Source organism: Streptomyces sp. NBC_01217, assembly GCF_035994185.1.
GTDB lineage: Bacteria > Actinomycetota > Actinomycetes > Streptomycetales > Streptomycetaceae > Streptomyces.
The window spans coordinates 4,523,715-4,539,911 of the sequence record NZ_CP108538.1 but is presented as its reverse complement, the minus strand read 5'-3'; the positions used below and the strand labels follow the sequence as shown (position 1 = coordinate 4,539,911).

16 protein-coding genes are annotated in these 16,197 nt (G+C 68.7%); 13 read left to right on the top strand and 3 right to left on the bottom strand.

Annotated elements, in window-relative coordinates; translation table 11 throughout:
* Window positions 1-405 precede the first annotated feature (405 nt).
* From OG507_RS20005 to OG507_RS19985, 5 genes are all read left to right on the top strand, one after another.
* Window positions 406-1,296: a hypothetical protein gene (locus OG507_RS20005; RefSeq protein WP_327368567.1), complete on the top strand. Its 891-nt coding sequence runs from the start codon at window positions 406-408 to the stop codon at window positions 1,294-1,296.
* A gap of 119 nt (window positions 1,297-1,415) precedes the next feature.
* Window positions 1,416-1,838: a DUF6409 family protein gene (locus OG507_RS20000; protein ID WP_327368566.1), complete on the top strand. Its 423-nt coding sequence runs from the start codon at window positions 1,416-1,418 to the stop codon at window positions 1,836-1,838.
* Between the two features lie 471 nt (window positions 1,839-2,309).
* Entirely contained in the window at window positions 2,310-3,500 is a 1,191-nt protein-coding gene (locus OG507_RS19995; RefSeq protein ID WP_327368565.1) for a tyrosine-type recombinase/integrase, read from the top strand.
* Between the two features lie 2 nt (window positions 3,501-3,502).
* A complete protein-coding gene (locus OG507_RS19990; protein WP_327368564.1) occupies window positions 3,503-5,974 on the top strand; it encodes a tyrosine-type recombinase/integrase in 2,472 nt (823 codons plus the stop codon).
* Entirely contained in the window at window positions 5,971-6,510 is a 540-nt protein-coding gene (locus OG507_RS19985; RefSeq protein ID WP_327368563.1) for a DUF6262 family protein, read from the top strand. The genes OG507_RS19990 and OG507_RS19985 overlap by 4 nt, the downstream gene beginning before the upstream one ends.
* 38 nt (window positions 6,511-6,548) lie before the next feature.
* Here OG507_RS19985 and OG507_RS19980 read toward each other — a convergent pair whose 3' ends face one another.
* Entirely contained in the window at window positions 6,549-7,511 is a 963-nt protein-coding gene (locus OG507_RS19980; protein ID WP_327372033.1) for a CehA/McbA family metallohydrolase, read from the bottom strand.
* A 530-nt stretch (window positions 7,512-8,041) separates the two neighbouring features.
* On the opposite strand from OG507_RS19980, the gene OG507_RS19975 reads away from it, so the two are divergent.
* The 4 genes from OG507_RS19975 to OG507_RS19960 all read left to right on the top strand — a co-directional run bounded on the left by OG507_RS19975 (window position 8,042) and on the right by OG507_RS19960 (window position 10,927).
* Window positions 8,042-9,349 (top strand): DUF3560 domain-containing protein, encoded by a 1,308-nt coding sequence (locus OG507_RS19975; protein ID WP_327368562.1) that lies wholly within the window; start codon window positions 8,042-8,044, stop codon window positions 9,347-9,349.
* Window positions 9,346-9,975, top strand: coding sequence for a hypothetical protein (locus tag OG507_RS19970; RefSeq protein ID WP_327368561.1), 630 nt, complete (start codon window positions 9,346-9,348; stop codon window positions 9,973-9,975). The genes OG507_RS19975 and OG507_RS19970 overlap by 4 nt, the downstream gene beginning before the upstream one ends.
* An 80-nt stretch (window positions 9,976-10,055) precedes the next feature.
* Window positions 10,056-10,481, top strand: a complete 426-nt coding sequence (locus tag OG507_RS19965; RefSeq protein WP_327368560.1) for a DUF6197 family protein — start codon at window positions 10,056-10,058, stop codon at window positions 10,479-10,481.
* A gap of 44 nt (window positions 10,482-10,525) precedes the next feature.
* Window positions 10,526-10,927 (top strand): DUF6181 family protein, encoded by a 402-nt coding sequence (locus OG507_RS19960; RefSeq protein ID WP_327368559.1) that lies wholly within the window; start codon window positions 10,526-10,528, stop codon window positions 10,925-10,927.
* Window positions 10,928-11,339: 412 nt separating this feature from the next.
* Here the strand turns inward: OG507_RS19960 and OG507_RS19955 are convergent, their stop codons facing one another.
* A complete protein-coding gene (locus OG507_RS19955; protein ID WP_327368558.1) occupies window positions 11,340-11,834 on the bottom strand; it encodes a cupin domain-containing protein in 495 nt (164 codons plus the stop codon).
* 77 nt (window positions 11,835-11,911) lie between these two features.
* Entirely contained in the window at window positions 11,912-12,316 is a 405-nt protein-coding gene (locus OG507_RS19950; protein WP_327368557.1) for a RidA family protein, read from the bottom strand.
* A gap of 605 nt (window positions 12,317-12,921) precedes the next feature.
* Between OG507_RS19950 and OG507_RS19945 the strand changes: the two genes are divergently transcribed.
* From OG507_RS19945 to OG507_RS19930, 4 genes are all read left to right on the top strand, one after another.
* Complete coding sequence (locus OG507_RS19945) at window positions 12,922-14,253, top strand: IS110 family transposase (protein ID WP_327368556.1); 1,332 nt, start codon at window positions 12,922-12,924, stop codon at window positions 14,251-14,253.
* A 94-nt stretch (window positions 14,254-14,347) separates the two neighbouring features.
* Window positions 14,348-14,863, top strand: a complete 516-nt coding sequence (locus OG507_RS19940) for a DUF6349 family protein (RefSeq protein ID WP_327368555.1) — start codon at window positions 14,348-14,350, stop codon at window positions 14,861-14,863.
* Window positions 14,864-15,063: 200 nt separating this feature from the next.
* Window positions 15,064-15,342: a DUF6211 family protein gene (locus OG507_RS19935; protein ID WP_327368554.1), complete on the top strand. Its 279-nt coding sequence runs from the start codon at window positions 15,064-15,066 to the stop codon at window positions 15,340-15,342.
* A 44-nt stretch (window positions 15,343-15,386) separates the two neighbouring features.
* Complete coding sequence (locus OG507_RS19930; RefSeq protein ID WP_327368553.1) at window positions 15,387-16,040, top strand: hypothetical protein; 654 nt, start codon at window positions 15,387-15,389, stop codon at window positions 16,038-16,040.
* The last annotated feature ends 157 nt before the right edge of the window (window positions 16,041-16,197 follow it).

Here is a 16,197-nt window from a genome sequence, read left to right as displayed (position 1 = left end):
GTGGGGGCTTGTTGGTTGGGTGCGGCGTCGTTGTGGTGCGGGTGAAGGCGGGGTTCCCTCCTCGGCCGGACACCCAGGGGGCGTACCAGGAACCCGGGCACGGCGTCCAGGCCGAGCCGCTGCGCGGTCGCTGCGCGAGCCAGGACACCGCGCCCGGAACCCTGGTACGGCGGAGCTGTCCGACCGAGGAGGGAACCCCGCCCAGGCCCGTTGTGGCCGGGCCCGGCCGAGCGGGTGCGGGCCGGTGGCACAGGAAAAGAGCAGGTCAGAGCATATATCCGGGTTGACTCAATCCTAAGAACATGGTTTAATTAGTGATGTCGGAAGGGGGAGGGTGACCCCCCGACCGAACACCGCGAGGCCGGTCGGCCCCGGACGCCTATCTCTCACCAGGAGGACCCAGACATGCCCCGCAAGCCGAAGATGACCGACGAAGAGCGCCGCGCCTACAGCGCCAAGATGCGCGGTGAACTCGAAGCCGTCATGGATCGCGCGTACGGCGCGATGGTCGCCAGCGAAAAATTCTGGGCCACCGTCATGCGTACGGCCACGAACCTGACCCACCCGGACCGCGACGACCGCAGCCCCACCAACTGCATCGCCATCGCCGCCCAGCACCCCAATGCCACCCACGTACTCAGCTCCGGAGACTGGCGAAAGGCCGGACGCTTCCCGGTCAAGGGGTCCACCTCCCTCCGCATCTGGACGCCGATCAAGCAGCGGCCCGAGGGGGCCCAGGACGCCACGGCCACAGCCACCGACGGCGGGCAGCGAGAGGCTGCCAGCGAGGCCGCCGAGGGTGAGACGCGCAAGGTGTCCGGCTTCAAGGCTGGGCCGGTTTTCGACATCAGCCAGACCGACGGCGACGCCTACGAGCCGCCCGCCGCCGCCCTGCTCGCCGCCGAGGCCATCCGCGATGTCTTGGTGAACCAGTACCGCGACCAGTACCACGAGGACCCGGAGCAGGCCGGAGGGTTCGACTTCACCCAGGAAGCCCCCGACAACGCCGCCCGCATCCTGCTGTACGGCCACGCGTGGCGACGCATCACCGAGGCGGACGCCCCCCTTCCCGGCCAGCACGCCGCCGAAGTCGCCTCAGCCGCCCACGTCGCCGCGCTCATCCTCGGAATCACTCCGGGCCCCGCCGTCATGCCGCCGCTCGCGGGCATCATCACCCAGGACAAGAAGCCCCCGGTGCATGAGTCCGCCGTCCGGGTCATCGAGACCGGCCGCGCCATCGCCCGCGCCGTCAGGACGGCCGCCGAGCGCCGCCGCGAACTTGCCGTGACTGGTTGACCCAAACCCAAGAACATGGTTTAATTAATGGCGTCGGAAGGGGGAGGGCAACCCCCCGACCGACGCCCCCGCCGAGGCCGACCGGCCCCGGCGGAACCTCTCACCAGACAGGACACGACATGCTCACCACCGACCAGAAGCCCACCGTCCAGGACTTCCCCACCGCGACGCGCGTGATCGCCGGTCCCTGGTTCCGGGGCCACCAGCTCGACACCCGCCCCGCCGTCGTCGTCGGCCCGTTCAGCGGGCCCGAGTTCGCGGACGAGGCCACCATGTCCGTGGTCTGGTTCTTCACCCTCGGTGCCCCGCAGCCCGGCGACAGCGTCCAGGCGATGTTCCCGCACGAGCTGACCCCGCTTGACGACACGCTGACCACGATGCACCAGGACACGTTCCGCGACATCGTCCGCAGCCTGCGCCGGGGCCGGTTCGCCTACGACGACGGGGACAACTTCCGCGCCGCAGTTCGCCAGGCATGGCGCGAGCGGACCGGACTGGCCGACGCCGACCCGGCCACCCAGCACACGCTCCACCGCAGCTGACACCAGGGCCACGCAGGTCCGGGGGAGGGCAACACCTCCGGACCTGCGGGCCCCCAGCACCCCCAAGCGGACACCCCTTCGGGGCGGCAGGACAGGTCCGGTGCGTTCACCGCCGCTGGCCGACTCCGCCGGCCGACGACGGGCACCGGACCGCAGCGGACGCGCCCCGCGGGGGCGCGACAGCCCCTGTCGTCGCGCAGGGCGCGACGACCCGCGAGCCGATCGTCCCTCACGGCCCGCGCCTGTGGTGCAGCGCCGCTGCCAACGCAAGGTCCGCCCTGCGGACGGACCACAAACTCTCACCAGAAAAGACCAGTTCAGTGACTATCGAGATCACCCACACCCGCCGAGAAGGAACTTCTGTTGGGGTGCGAAGTGTGTCGTGCACTGTCGCAGTTCGCAGGTTTACTCAGCCGAGTGAGACAGCCGCTGTAGGGGTGTCGTGCACGTCGGGGATGTCGTTCCTATTGCATGAGCCCACAACTCCTCCCGGCTTTCCGGTCGTTCCGCGTACAGCTGCCGTCCGGAGTCGCGTACTGGACCGTCCTGGATGGCGAACTGCGGGTAGTCGAGACAGCGGACGGCTTCCTGCGGCATCTGCGATTCGGCCGAGACAGCGCGGAGTCCACCACGGAGTCATACGCAGGTGCCACCGTCCTGTATCTGCGCTGGTGCGCCGAGAGTGGTCGGGCCTGGACGATCGGAGCACGCCACCTGGGCATGTTCATGGTCTGGCTCCGGCACGCACCTCGGTGCCCGTCGCCGACGGGGACGCCGACGCCGGTGTTCAACGGGCCGGGCTCGAAGCCGGTTCGCGGGCCGCGCCGGGTCAACGCGGTACTGGCCGCGGTCCGTGAGTTCCTGAAGTACGCCGTCAGCAGCGGGGCAGCTCCAGCCTGGGTGATCGACCAGCTCTACGAGACCGGCGACAGCCGGGACCTGCCCGCCGACGTGCGGGGCGAGTACGGCATCCCCCGCGGTTACGCGAAGGTCCGCCACCGTCTGCACGAGCCGGACGACCCGGTCGACCGCGCCAGTGACGAGGAGATCGTCGCGCTCGTGCGGGCCTGCCGCTCGGCCCGCGACCGGCTGATCGTGCTGCTGATGGCCCGCGCCGGCATCCGCCGCGGGGAACTCGTTGGCCTGCGCCGCGCCGACCTGCACTTCGTACTCGACGCGCGTTCGCTGGGCTGCCCCGTACCCGGCAGCCACCTGCACATCGTCCGCCGTGACAACAGCAACCGGGCCTGGGCCAAGTCCCGCAGCTCCCGAGCGGTCCCGGTCGACGCCCTGCTCATCCAGGCTCACGACCAGTACGTCATCGAACGGGCGGGGATCGCCGCAGCCGCCGACAGCGACTTCCTGCTGGTCAACCTCTTCCGCGGCCGCATCGGAGCCCCCATGCGACTCGGAGCGATCAACGAACTGATGACCTCGCTCAGCCGCCGGGCCCGCCTGGACCGCCGCATCCGTCCGCACCAGGGACGCCACGGATTCGCGGACAACATCATGGCCGCCGGTGGCCAACTCGACGTACTGGCTGACTTGTTGGGTCACGCCTCACCGCTCTCGTCCCAGCCCTACCTTCACCCCTCACACCAGCGGCTACGCGAGGCCGTCGAGCGAGTCCCCAGCCCCCGCCTGCCCCGACAAGGAGAATGACCATGGCCCACACCGCCGAGGCTGCCCCGCTCGTCGCCGAGCCGGCCGAAGACGCCGACGAGTCGGTCACCAAGCGGCTGCGGGCCCAGCTGGACACCGACTTCCTGACGAAGATCGGCTGGATCGAAGACAAGCAGTGCTGGCGTCCTCCCAGCGAGGACCCGCTGGTCGGCTACCGGGTTTGCACCATCATGGGCTGCGGCACCGTGATCGCCCACCGCAGGACGTGGTGCTACGCCTGCATCAAAACCTGGAAGGCCAGCGGGCTGGCCAAGGAGGAGTTTCAGGCAGTGCACCGCCGCGAAGTCAAGGAATGGGACGAGACGATCTGCGCGGTCCACCACTGCGAAAGGCCCGCCAAGAACGCACGGACGAAGGTCTGCACCGCCCATCTGTGGCCCTACCAGCAAAGCGGCCAGAGCCTGGCGGAGTTCACCGCCCGCACGGACCTGACCGCCTACCCGCACCCCGGCCTCTGCCGGGTCGCCCTATGCGACTGGCGCCGCTACACCACCCAAACGGCAGAGGGGCTCTGTCTCCCACACACCAAGCGGCTCCAGGCCCAGCGCCGCAAGAACCCCGACACCCAAATCGATCTGGAGAACTGGCTGCGGAGCGTTCCCGCCCGACGGGATGCCCGCCGGGTCGACCTGCGCGGCCTGTCGCCCCGCGCCGTCGCGGAGATCCTGATCGGCCTCCAGGAACGCTACCGAGCCGGGAACATCACCGAGATGTTCCGTCTGCGACTGCTCTGCACCCACGCCCGCACTCAGCAGGCCAGCACCCTTGAGGACCTGGTCATCCCGATCCGCGGCATCGACACACTGCGGTCCACCATCGTCAAGGCCGCCCGCCTGGCCGCCTCCGATCCCGAGACCGAACGGCACAAGGACACCTGGAACGCCGCCGTCTTCGGACAGGGCAACCAGACCATCGACTTCAGCAAGATCACCCAGCCCTGGCTGCGCGAGGTGGTCAAGTACTGGGTCAGCGAGGAAATGCCGCGCCGCCGCGGCAAATCGGTCGGCTCCGTCATGCAGGGCTACGTGGCCAGCATGACCAGGCTCTCCGAGAGCCTGCGCCTGCACCGCACCGATGATCGCGGAGACATCCCCGCCCGGCTCGGCCGAGAGGATGCCATCTGCTTCCTCAACCGCCTCGCCTACCTCACGAGCATCGGCAAGATCACCCTCTACATGCGGATCAACGACTGCCGCAACGTCAAACGCGTCATCAACGACCTGCGCAACCGGGGCAAGCGGATGCCCGGCGACATCACCAGAACCCTGCCGCCGGAGTTCACCTTCCTCGCCGAGGACATCCCCCGCCCAGCGGACGACGACGAGCCCGGCCGGGCCCTGCCCGACCGCGTGCTTTCGCAGCTCTGCCAGGCCCTGCCGGAACTGGAGGCCCGCTCCGGCCCTTCATTCCGCGTCGCCACCGAGCTCCTGATCGACACCGGCCGCCGCCCAGAAGAGATCTGCCGTCTTCCCTGGGACTGCCTCGCCACCAGCGCCGACGGCAAGAGCATCCTCATCTACCACGACTACAAGAACAACCGGCCCGGCCGCCGCCTGCCGATCGCGGACGCCACCGCAGACGTCGTACGCACCCAACAACGCCTCGTCCAGGACCGTTTCCCCGACACCCCGCTCGGCGAACTCGCCCTGCTGCCCGCCCCGAAACGCAGCCCCACCGGCACCCGCTGCCTGACCGAAGCGTCCCTCACTTCCCTCCACCGGGTCTGGGTCGATTCCCTGCCCCCGCTGCTGGCCGACGGCGACATCGAATTCAACAAGGCGGCCATCTACGCCTACGCCTACCGGCACAGCTATGCCCAACGACATGCGGACGCTGGCGTCCCACCTGACGTGCTGCGCGATTTGATGGGCCATCGCTCCATGCGGACAACTCAGATTTACTACCGCATTACGGGCAAGCGCATGCGTCAGGCGGTCGAGCGAGTGGCGGCCCACCAGTTCGACCGCAACGGCCAGCGCACCTGGCAGCGCATCCAGGGCGCTCTCGACGGCGAACATGTCCGGCTGCGGATCGGGCAGGTCTCCGTGCCCTTCGGGATCTGCATGGAACCCAGCAACGTCAAGGCCGGCGGCCACGCCTGTCCTTTCCGGTTCCGCTGCCTGGGCTGCGGCCACTTCCGCACCGACGCCTCCTATCTGCCGGAACTGAAGGACTACCTCAACACGCTCCTGCGTGACCGCGAACGCGTCCTGGCCGCAGGGGAACTCGACCCGTGGGCCCGCACCGAAGCAGCCCCATCCGACACCGAGATCAGCAAGCTCCGCCAGCTCATCCATCGCGTCGAGGACTCCATGGACGACCTCACCGACGAGGACCGCGAACAGATCAGGGAAGCCGCCACCACGTTGCGCCGCACCCGCCAGGTCGTCGACCTCGGCATGCCCGTCATCGGCTCCTTCATCGACCAGACCAGGAACGAACACCGCCCATGAACAGCGCAAAGTGCCTCACCGACGCCCGGCGCCAGGACAGCGAACGCCGCCGCACCATGGTCATGTCCGCAATCGACCACCTCACCACCCACGGCGCGGAGATCACCGTCTCCGCTGTCTCACGGGCCGCCGGAGTGCACCGCAGTCTCATCTACCGGCACCCGGACCTGCACGCCGCCGTCACTGCACGCGCTGCCACCGCACCACTGCCGGGCACCGTCACCGGTCCCAGCGCGAGCAAGCAGTCCCTCCTCGCCGACATCGCGAACCTCACCGACCGCATCCGCCGCCAGGACACCCACATCCGCCACCTCGAACAGCGTCTCACCGAAGCCCTCGGCGAGCAGGTCTGGCAACAAGCCGGCCTCGGCGGACCTCCCGATCATGGCGCCTTGCAGAAACACGTCAACCAGCTCGAACAGCACATCGCCGAGCTACGGCAACAACTCGCCGACCGCGACGACGACCTCGACGCCGCCCGCGCCACGAACCGACAACTCATGGCCAGCTTCAACATCTCGAAGGGCCAACCTTGATGGACGTCAAGCAGCGTGAAGACGTCAGCGCCATGGGTTCAGGTCAAAACGATCGGGTTACTCAGAGCCGCCATCTGCCCTATGGGATGGCGTACCTCAACACGGACGAACGCCGACTCGTCCGCGCTGGTGCGCCACTCCACAACGCCGGATCCCGAGTCGGGCAAGGACGCGCGGTGCACCCTTCCTTGCTCTGTGTGGAAGGTGACAATGCCGGAGGGCACACCTCGTACTCCTACGCGCACCAAGGCCGGCTCGTCACCGGCCTTCAATCGCTCACCGATCCCGGCGCTGTGACCACCAGCAGAGACTGTGAACGACAGCTCAACTGCGGCGGATTCGGCGACCCAGCTCCGACCAGCACGGATGCCAGCCAGGACCGCATAAGTACTCAGCTCCTCGGCCAGTACGACGGTATGGGGGACACCTAGCTGGTCCTCCAAATGAGTGTCACTGTTACCCATCGCAGGCCGCCACTGCCCTTGGTGGATGTCCGCAGCTAGGCTGCGACCCCATTCGGCCAGGGCTACCTCGTTGTCGGCCTGCCAGGGCAAGTCAGAGCTCCACGGCCCGTTCCACACCTCAACAACGTCGAACCCCTGGTACGGATACATGAACGTGCCCGAGGCGTAGGGCGCGTGTGGATGAGCCGCCACACACAGCCCATCGGCCCGATGGACCTGATCCAGATACCGGCCCACCATCCCGTCCCGAACGCCATACCGCCAGTCGACCACCTGCCCTGGGGGGAGACCGAGCGCAAGCCAGTGCCCACTCCGGGTCGTGACCTCTTCACCCAGAATCACCAGCAGATCGTCGCCCACGTGCTGGCCCCAGGCGCCATGAGTATCTGCAGACTTGTGCTCTGTGGTCGCTAGGAAATCCAACCCCAGCACACGGGCACTGGCCGCAAGCTGCCCCGGCGTCAGCTCGCCACCGTCTGACGCAACCGAATGCACGTGACAGTCACCCCGGTACCAGCCATGCCCCCGACCAGCCATACGCGTTGGCGGAAAGTCCAACCCGGTCATGTGTTCCCCCTCCGTCGCTCCGGCAACGTCCCGTTTAGGAACGCCCCTAAGACATCGGATTCACCTTGTCCAACGAGCAGGCTCAACACACCACGCCGGTCCGTTTGCAGCCCCAAGACCGCCCTCTCCCGGCCCCTGTGGGCGTTCCTGCTCACGCCGTGGCATACAGGGCACTGATGGGACGTCGGGTACGTGCGCGACACGTGTCGCACCGCCCCGCCACCCCTGCCACCCGCATGACCAGGTACAAGTCAGCCCCATCCAGCGCCTACGAATGAGTAGCCATACAGAAGCGCACCCTGATCGAGGGCACGAGTCGGGGCGACGGATCGGCCGAAATCCTGCGACTCCGCGAGTACGGCCGCACCCAGCGCCAGCCTTTCCGCTGGAGCAGGAACCTTGACTGCTGGTACCTCCCGCACAGCCGTGACCACGCCACCTACACCCCCTCGCTCGAACTCCTCGCCAAGCGTCTCCGAGACGCGGGCTTCGAGGTCACGTTGACCATCGACAACGCCGACCGCCGCTCGTTCTCCGAAGCGGAGAGGGAGCGGGAAGAGAAGGCCGAAGGCCGGGCGGAGAGGTTCGGCGGATACGCCGACACCGCCGCCCGGAACTCCGAGGCCGCGTGGAAGTCGAGCCACGAGATATCCGAGCGGTTCGCCGGTGGCCAACCCATCCTCATCGGACACCACTCCGAGGGCCGCGCTCGCCGCGATCACGCGCGGATGGACAACGCGATGCGCAAGAGCATCGGTGAGCGCGACCGTGCCGACCACTGGACCGGCCGGGCGCAGGCCGCCGCCAACTACGAGCGGTTCAAGAAGGACCCCGGCCGCACACTTCGCCGTCTCGACAAGCTGCGGGCCGACCTCCGTGCCGTCGAGAAGTGGCAGCGCGGCGAGTCCGCCAAGGGCTACTCCCGCAACCCCAACGACCCCGAGCTGACGATCCGGCACGAGGAACTGACCGAAGAGATCGAGCACTGGCAGCAGATCATCAAGGACGCCGAGGCCGAAGGCGTCAAGGTCTGGTCGAAGGCCGACTTCACCCGCGGGGACTTCGTTCTCTACCGCAGCACCTGGTACGAGGTCCTGCGGGTCAACCCGAAGTCGGTGACCATCCCGCACATCCACAACGGCACCGGCAAGCGCATCGTCCGCGCCACGGGCAACCGGCACGACGACTGGACCTGGACCGCCCCCTACGACGACGTATCCGGGCGCAAGAGCGCCGTCGAGATGCAGCAGCCGCCCCAGGCCGAGGCCGCCGAAAACCAGGAGCAGGCCGAGCAGTCCCCGCCGATCAAGGAGCCGGTACCAGCGGCCAAGACGTGCCCCATGTGCCACTCCAGCCAGTGGCACGCGGAAGTACGCCGCTGCGCTCATTGCCACCACGCCCCCGAAGGGAGGCCGATCCCCGCGTCGGCCCCCGCCGCCGGGGCGGACCGGCGGGAGGGCATGGTGCTGGTGCTCATCGCCTCGAAGAACTCCCGCCGCTCCCGCAAGCGCGCTCTGTGGGCGATGACCCGCCGCGAGGCACAGGCCGTGTGCGGCGACCCCCGGACCTCCGGCCGCTCCTACATGCTCACCTGGACCGACCGGCCCGGCACCGAAGGCGCCGACTGGGAATGGGTGCCCGACAACGGGAGTCTCGACCTGGTCCTTTCGGACCTGGGCGTCACCCCGCGCCGTGATTGGACCGCCGCCCCGCAGGCCCCGCCGAGGCCGCGTAACCACGCCCCCGCCCGCCCCGGCGGCCGAGCGCGCCGGGCGGGCCCCTCTCACCAGAACAGGGCACCACCATGACCACGCAACTCCTCGAACGACCCGCGACCGCCACCGTCCCCCACACCGAAGCGGACAGGCTCATCCTCCCTGCGACCGAGGGCACCACCACCGTCCCGACCTACCGCGTCGGCGCCCCCGACATCCAGTGCCGATACCCCGTGATCGTTGGCGAAGACCGGGTCATCGGCCGCGCCTACCGCTGGCATCGAGACTGGCTCGTCATCACCAGCGCGGGCGAACGCAACCTCCGTCGCCCGCCGAAGGGCACACCCGGCACAGACATGGCCGCCGCCCATCTCGCAGAGGAGTACGCCGCCGGTCGGATCGCGGCCGTCCCCCTTGAACAGGTGCTCGCCGAGGCTCCCATGCCGCTGTGCGGGCCGGTGCCTCTCCTGCACCCACGGATGCCCGCTACCGATCGCAACATCAAGAGCGCGCAGACGGCCTTCGCGGGACTCGCGGCCCACCACTGGCGGGCAGTGCTCACGGGGTTCCCAGGCTCCGATACTGGTTTCTCTCCTGCGAGTTGTGCCCATGGGAAGGCCCGAAGTTCTGGTCGCACTTGCGCGGGCGCAATGGAGAGCCGCCCAGCCCGCACCGTCACGAGGGCGGATGCATCGGCAGGGACCGGGTCCGCGAACTGATCCCCGCCTACCAGCAGTAGACCGACCCCGGGGGGCGGCGCCTCGCCGCCGCCCCCCGGCTCCCCGAAACGGACACCACCATGCCGATCCGCTACAGCCCCGAAAGCGTCGTCATCGCGGACACCTCGGCCGGAATCCTGGAATGGGCCGCCCGCCACATCGAACACGTCGGGCTCCACCTGGGCCCGCGCCTGTTCGCCGGTCCCGGCCGTACGGCCACGCTGCCGTGCTGGCCGCGCGGCGCCCTCGAAGTCGCCGCCGGCCACGGGCGGGGAGCCGCCGGCCGGACGTACGACTGGGACCGCATCGACCGTGCCCGCGACCAGGCGTTCGCCATCCTCGCGGAAACCCTCACAGGTCACCCCGTCGACGCCGACGAGCCCGCCGCCAAGGCCCTGCACGGCAAGGTCATCGACCGATGGAGCGCCGAGCCCGGCCGCACCGCCGCCGACGTCGCCCGCGCGTTTCGCACGGCCGCTGCCCGCGCCGAACACGCCCTGTTCTGACACCCGCCACCCGCCAGCATCCCGAGTCATCGAAGGCCAGCACGATGGACGAGACGACAGAAGACCGCAGCACCACCAGGACGCCGAGCCGCCGAGGAGCCGCCACCCCCAGCCGGGACGGAGTCCACCGGCTCAGCGTGCCCCTCAACCCCCGGCTCAGTGCGACCGAGTTGATCCGCGCACTCCTCGCGGCGCCGGTGGAGACCGGCCTCTCCACTCTCCACCCCGTACAGATCCGGTCGCTCATCGCCGACGTGCTCACCCAGCACGGCTATGACGTGCTCGACCGATCGCCGTACTACCCGGAGCTCGACCGCCACCAGGACGCCCGCCGCGCGGTGCGCCGCGCGTACGGGTCGCGGTTCCTCGACGCTCCCGACGAACAGGCCGTGCTCGCTGACCCTCTCCGCGAAGTGCTCGCCGCCGCCGGAGGTGGGACGTCGTGACCGCGTCCGTCGCCGAGCCGACCGGAGCACGAGCACGGCATACGTACTACTGGAGGGTCCGCAACGCACGGACACGGCAGCTACCCGCGAGCGCTGATGGGGCTTTTTGAGAATCCCCACCCCCTGCTCAGGGGTCCCCCATGCCTGCTCACCTTGGCTCCCCACTCACAGGCCGCTGGCCTGCGAACGGGCGCCACATGGGAGGGGCCGCCCGCTACCCAGCCAGGATGAGGGGCGGGGCGGGGCGTCCAGGGTGGGCCCAGCTCATCGCACAGCGACGCCGCAGGCGCCCTTGACGAGCCGTCACCGGGTGCAAGTAGTTGAGGTGCCAGGGACTGACGGGCCGCACCGGCCCGGCCCCTTTCGGGCAGTCCCGAGTGTGTGACGCGGGGACCGCAGCACTCCGTGCAGCCTAGTCGTCGAGCATGTCGGTGGTGTTGTACTGGTCGTGCCTGATCCGGAAGGCTTTCAACTCTTCGCGGCTGCGCTGTGAGTACTCCTCCACCTTCTCGAAGTACTCCTCCCTGGAAGCTCCCGGTGTGAAGAGCAGCAGAAACGACACCGGGTCGTCGCTGTCGTTCTGGAAGGCGTGGAGCCCGCCGGGCGGTACGTAGAGGAAGTCTCCCTCGCCTCCTGTGACCCAGCGTTCGCCGTTGTAGAGCCGGACCTCGCCGGACAGGACGTAGAAGGATTCGGAGATCGTACGGTGGAAGTGTTCCCTTGCGCCCATGGTCTTCGGCGCCATGTCGATCTTGTACAGGCCGAACTCGCCGTTGGTGTTCTCCCGCTTGGCCACATAGCTGATGTCGGTGCCGCCCGAGCCGGTGTCGGGCTGCGGGGGTGCAGGTCGGAACAGTGCGCTGGCCTGGCCCTTTTCGTCGAGGTAGCGGGGCTCTGGGTAGGACATGGCGACTTCCCAATTCGTGAGTAGGTGGTTCCAGGCCAGCGCTTTGAAGGACTGGCGGGAGCCAGGCCGACTCCGGCCTATGGCTTCACGTCGAGACGCACGAGCGCGCCGATCTCCACCAACTGGTCCGGTAGCGCCAGGTCAGAGACACCCATGACCGTGCTGGTGGGCCGGTGCTCCCCGAAGTACTCGGCGTGCAGGCGTGCCGTCGTGTCGAAGTTCTCCCGCAGGTTCCTCACCAGCACCGTGCTCTCCACGATTTGGCTGCGCTCGGCCCCGAAGTGCTTCAGCACCAGGTCCAGATTGGCCAGCGTGGTCTTGACCTGGAGCTCGAAGTCGCCGGCACCCACGAAGTTGCCGTCACGGTCATGGGACACCTGCCCAGACACGTACACCACGTCACCGGCCTGGATTGCCTGGCTGTATCCGTAGAGCGACTCCCACGGCATACCAAAACCGAATCTCTTCGCCTGAACAGGCATGACTCACTCCCTGGTGAGACGACGCACGGCGCTGCCAGTTACGGACAGTCCTCTTGCCAGGAAGAAGTTATGCCGTTGCGCACTGAGGAAGGCCTGGGACATGCCGCACACCAGGGCCGGGGCTTTAAGCCAGGCGTCATGCAGCACCCCACTGAGCCGACCCCGATCGAATCGACCACGCACCGGACCGCGAAGCCGGTCCGCCGGAGGCTGCACGCTCCTTCAGCCAACCTTCTTTTCCTGAAGATCGCTCTGTGGACCGCTCAACCGAGTGGGGAGCGAAGAGCAGGGCTGGCCGTTTTTAAAGAGTCCTCCTGTAACTCCCGTGACGCCTGGCGGCGTGAAAATCGGTGCGCGGCGCGGCGCCCTCGGGCGGCATGCGCCTTTCCGCCGTATCGCTTGACAGGAACGGGCCTCGATCATGGCCATGGAGGCTGTTCGTCCACGTCGATGGCGTTTGGGCTTGCGAGCCCGAGAAAGAGTCTGACGCGGGGGCCAGCCAGGGGTCACCGACTGTTGCCACGTGCACGCCGATCAGCCTTTCCGTTCCCCTCCGGCTCCCCGGACAGCCTCCACCCAATGACCGTTCAGCACCGGGAGGGACTGTGGACGAGCCGCGCGAGGAACTGCAGGACGAGTCGGTGGCCCGAGTGGCCGCGATCGACATTGCCAAGAACAGCGGCGTGGTGTGCATGCGGCTGCCAAACGACGCCCGCGAGGGAAGGCGCACTCAACGGGTGTGGACCGTCGCAGCGACCACCAACGCGATCCTGGAGCTCGGCGACCACCTGGTCTGTCAGGGCGTCGAGTTGGTGGTGATGGAGGCGACCGGGGCCTACTGGCGCCCCTTCTACTATCTGCTTGAGGGCCGGGGACTGCGGTGCTGGCTGGTGAACGCGCGCCAGGTCAAGAACGTCCCGGGCCGGCCGAAGACCGACAAGCTGGACTCGGTTTGGCTGGCCAAGCTCGCCGAGCGCGGCATGATCCGCCCCTCCTTCGTGCCGTCCAAGCCGGTGCGGCACCTGCGGGACTTCACCCGCACCCGCACCGTCTTCGTTCACGAGCGCACCCGCCACAAGCAGCGCGTCGACAAGGTCCTGCAGGATGCGCAGATCAAACTCTCGTCGGTGGCCACCGACTCACTCGGCGTCTCGGGACGGGCCATGATGGAGGCGCTGATCGCGGGAGAACGCAGCCCCCGGGCCCTGGCCGGCCTCGCTCAAGGACGGCTGACCGCCAAACACGACGCCCTGGTGGAGGCCCTGACCGGGCAGTTCGAAGAGCATCACGCCCGGCTGCTGAGGATCCTGCTGGCCACGGTCGACCACCTCACCGCGCAGATCACCGCACTCGACCAGGAGATCGCCGCGACGCTGGCGGCCCTGCCCGACCCCCGCAGTAGCATGTCGGCCCCTTCGCCGCCCGGCGGCGCGTCGTTCGGCGCCGGGCTGCTGGCCCGCCTGGACGAGATCCCTGGGGTCGGCCCGACCTCGGCGCGAGTCATCCTGGCCGAGATCGGTCCCGACATGAGCGTCTTCCCCACACCCGCTCATCTCGCCTCGTGGGCCAAGCTGTGCCCCCGCACCATCCAGTCCGGCGCCAAGAGCACCACCGGGCCCGCCGGCAAGGGGAACGCATGGCTCAAGGGCGCCCTGGGCGAAGCGGCCAGCGCCGCCGCCCGGACCGATACCTTTCTCGGTGCCCGATACCGGCGGCTGGTCAAACGGCGAGGCCACGCCAAGGCCCTGGTCGCGGTCGCACGATCCATCCTCGTCATCGTCTGGCACCTGATCGACGACCCAGAGGCCCGGTATCAGGAACTCGGCCCGGACTGGCACCAGCGACATCTCAATCCTCAGCGCAAGACCCGCGACCTCGTCCGGCAGCTCGAACACCTCGGCCACCAAGTCACCCTCGCCCCCACCAGCACGGCCTGACCAGCCCCGCCGCTTCGTAGTGAGACCGTTCGGCTCCGCCGAACGGCGCTGCCGCCTGCCTACGTGAACATTGATTTACCGTTCAGCCTCATCAGTGGCGGGACAGGCATGGCATATCCAGCCCGGACACCCCGGCGGCGCGTACTGCGACCTCGGCCACGAGCTGGACCCGCCCGCACACCACGCCCCGACCCTGCTCTCCCGCAGCCGGCCGACCGGCCGCCGGGGGGACGAGCAGGAGTTCCGGGGCGGATGCCTCACCTGCGACTGGGAAGGTCCCGTCCACCGTGGCAGCGGATACGGCGACGGCGACAACGAGGCAGTGGAAGACGCCCACGACCACGCGTTCCCCGGCTGGCGGACACTGCCGCCGATCACCACAGTCGAGGACCGATGGGCCGTTCCGCAGAGCCGGAGCCGCTGGGCTCAGCTCACCGGCCAGTACCCGGCGGGCTGGATCGACCAGGGCGCCCCCGTCCTGGCCTGGAGCCGGTACCTCCGTGAAGCCCACGCTCCACCGCACGCGGGGCGCCCCCACTACGAACTCCGCATCGCCCGCCCACCGAGCAGCCGGGGCAAACACCCCACAGATCAGGGGGCCCTCTTCTGATGACCGCCGTCCTGCGGATCAGGGCCCCGCCTCACCCAACGTAAAGGTGGTTTAATTACTCCGCCGTCAGCGGAGCAGGGCAACCTCCGACCGGCCGCGCGTCCCACGGGGCGCCACAAATCTCAGACAACAAATGACGGCCAGCGCACAAGGGCAACAAGGCGCTGGCCGTCGGTGTCTCTCACCAGAAAGACCACACCATGCTATGTGACCGACACCCCGACTGTCCCCGGCCCGGCGACATCGCCCAGCTCAAGGGGGGTAACAGCATCGGCGCTGATCCCACCGACACCTTCGTCATCGTCGAGGACTTCCCCCCGACCGGCCGACACCTCGTGCTCAACCTGCCCGCCGACCACCCCGGCCGCGCCGACTGGGCCGCCGCCGTTCCTCTCGCCGACATAGCCACCCTCACCCGGCTCGAACCGGCGGGCAGCCGTACGTGGGCGCCGGCCCCAGACCCGGACGACATCCAGTGACCCCGCCGAGGGGTCACGACCCCGACCAAGAACAGGAGGCGACCGTGTCCCGCAAGACCGGCCGCACGCTCTACTCACGCGCGGACCTGCGCAAGGTCCACGGCATCAGCGAGCCGACGCTTCAGAACCTGTGGACCGACCGGGAGAACAACGGTCACCCGCCCGTCGCGGAGACCATCGACGGCGTCATGCACTGGGACGGCGACGTATGGGCGACGTGGCACCACGAGCTTCAACGCCAACGGGCCGTCGCGAACACCACGAACCCGCCGAAGCTGGACGGCGACCCCGAAGAGATGGTCGGCCCAGCCGAAGCCGCGAAGGTCTGCGGGTTCGCGGACTCCGCCACCGTCTCCCACTACGTCAAGAACCCGCCCGAGGGGTGGCCGGCGCCGGACGACTGGGACGAGCTTCCGACCCGGCGGCGTCCGAAGTGGAAGCGCTGGCGGCTGTGGCAGTACCTCGCGGACCGGAAGGGCCGCGGGCACGCCGGCGGACGGCCCACGGGCCGCCGTGGACTGGCCTACCCCTACCAGGGAGACGAGCGACTGACCCTCGCGCGGCAGGCTATCGCGGCGAACCCCGGCGCCAAGAATGCGGAACTGATCCCCGAGCTTCAGGAGCAGACGGAGAAGACCTATTCTCGCCCGACCTGGAACCTGATCCTCAAGGCCGCCCGCGAGCACCCCGAGGAGTGACCTGTGTCCGATGCCCGCTGTCCGCGCTGCGGCGGCCCGCTCGGTGAACGGCCCGCACGTTCCCGGCTGACCCTTGATCGTGAGGTCGTCATCTGCACCCCTTGCGGCTTGGATGAAGCGGAACGAGGTGCGAGTGAACTGCCGCCCATCCCATTCG

What these genes read in the sequence shown, in the direction of transcription:
- OG507_RS20005 (WP_327368567.1), top strand. Translation starts at nt 406, where the DNA reads ATGCCCCGCAAGCCGAAGATGACCGACGAAGAGCGCCGCGCCTACAGC.
- OG507_RS20000 (WP_327368566.1), top strand. Translation starts at nt 1,416, where the DNA reads ATGCTCACCACCGACCAGAAGCCCACCGTCCAGGACTTCCCCACCGCG.
- OG507_RS19995 (WP_327368565.1), top strand. Translation starts at nt 2,310, where the DNA reads ATGAGCCCACAACTCCTCCCGGCTTTCCGGTCGTTCCGCGTACAGCTG.
- OG507_RS19990 (WP_327368564.1), top strand. Translation starts at nt 3,503, where the DNA reads ATGGCCCACACCGCCGAGGCTGCCCCGCTCGTCGCCGAGCCGGCCGAA.
- OG507_RS19985 (WP_327368563.1), top strand. Translation starts at nt 5,971, where the DNA reads ATGAACAGCGCAAAGTGCCTCACCGACGCCCGGCGCCAGGACAGCGAA.
- OG507_RS19980 (WP_327372033.1), bottom strand. Translation starts at nt 7,511, where the DNA reads ATGGCTGGTCGGGGGCATGGCTGGTACCGGGGTGACTGTCACGTGCAT.
- OG507_RS19970 (WP_327368561.1), top strand. Translation starts at nt 9,346, where the DNA reads ATGACCACGCAACTCCTCGAACGACCCGCGACCGCCACCGTCCCCCAC.
- OG507_RS19965 (WP_327368560.1), top strand. Translation starts at nt 10,056, where the DNA reads ATGCCGATCCGCTACAGCCCCGAAAGCGTCGTCATCGCGGACACCTCG.
- OG507_RS19960 (WP_327368559.1), top strand. Translation starts at nt 10,526, where the DNA reads ATGGACGAGACGACAGAAGACCGCAGCACCACCAGGACGCCGAGCCGC.
- OG507_RS19955 (WP_327368558.1), bottom strand. Translation starts at nt 11,834, where the DNA reads ATGTCCTACCCAGAGCCCCGCTACCTCGACGAAAAGGGCCAGGCCAGC.
- OG507_RS19950 (WP_327368557.1), bottom strand. Translation starts at nt 12,316, where the DNA reads ATGCCTGTTCAGGCGAAGAGATTCGGTTTTGGTATGCCGTGGGAGTCG.
- OG507_RS19935 (WP_327368554.1), top strand. Translation starts at nt 15,064, where the DNA reads ATGCTATGTGACCGACACCCCGACTGTCCCCGGCCCGGCGACATCGCC.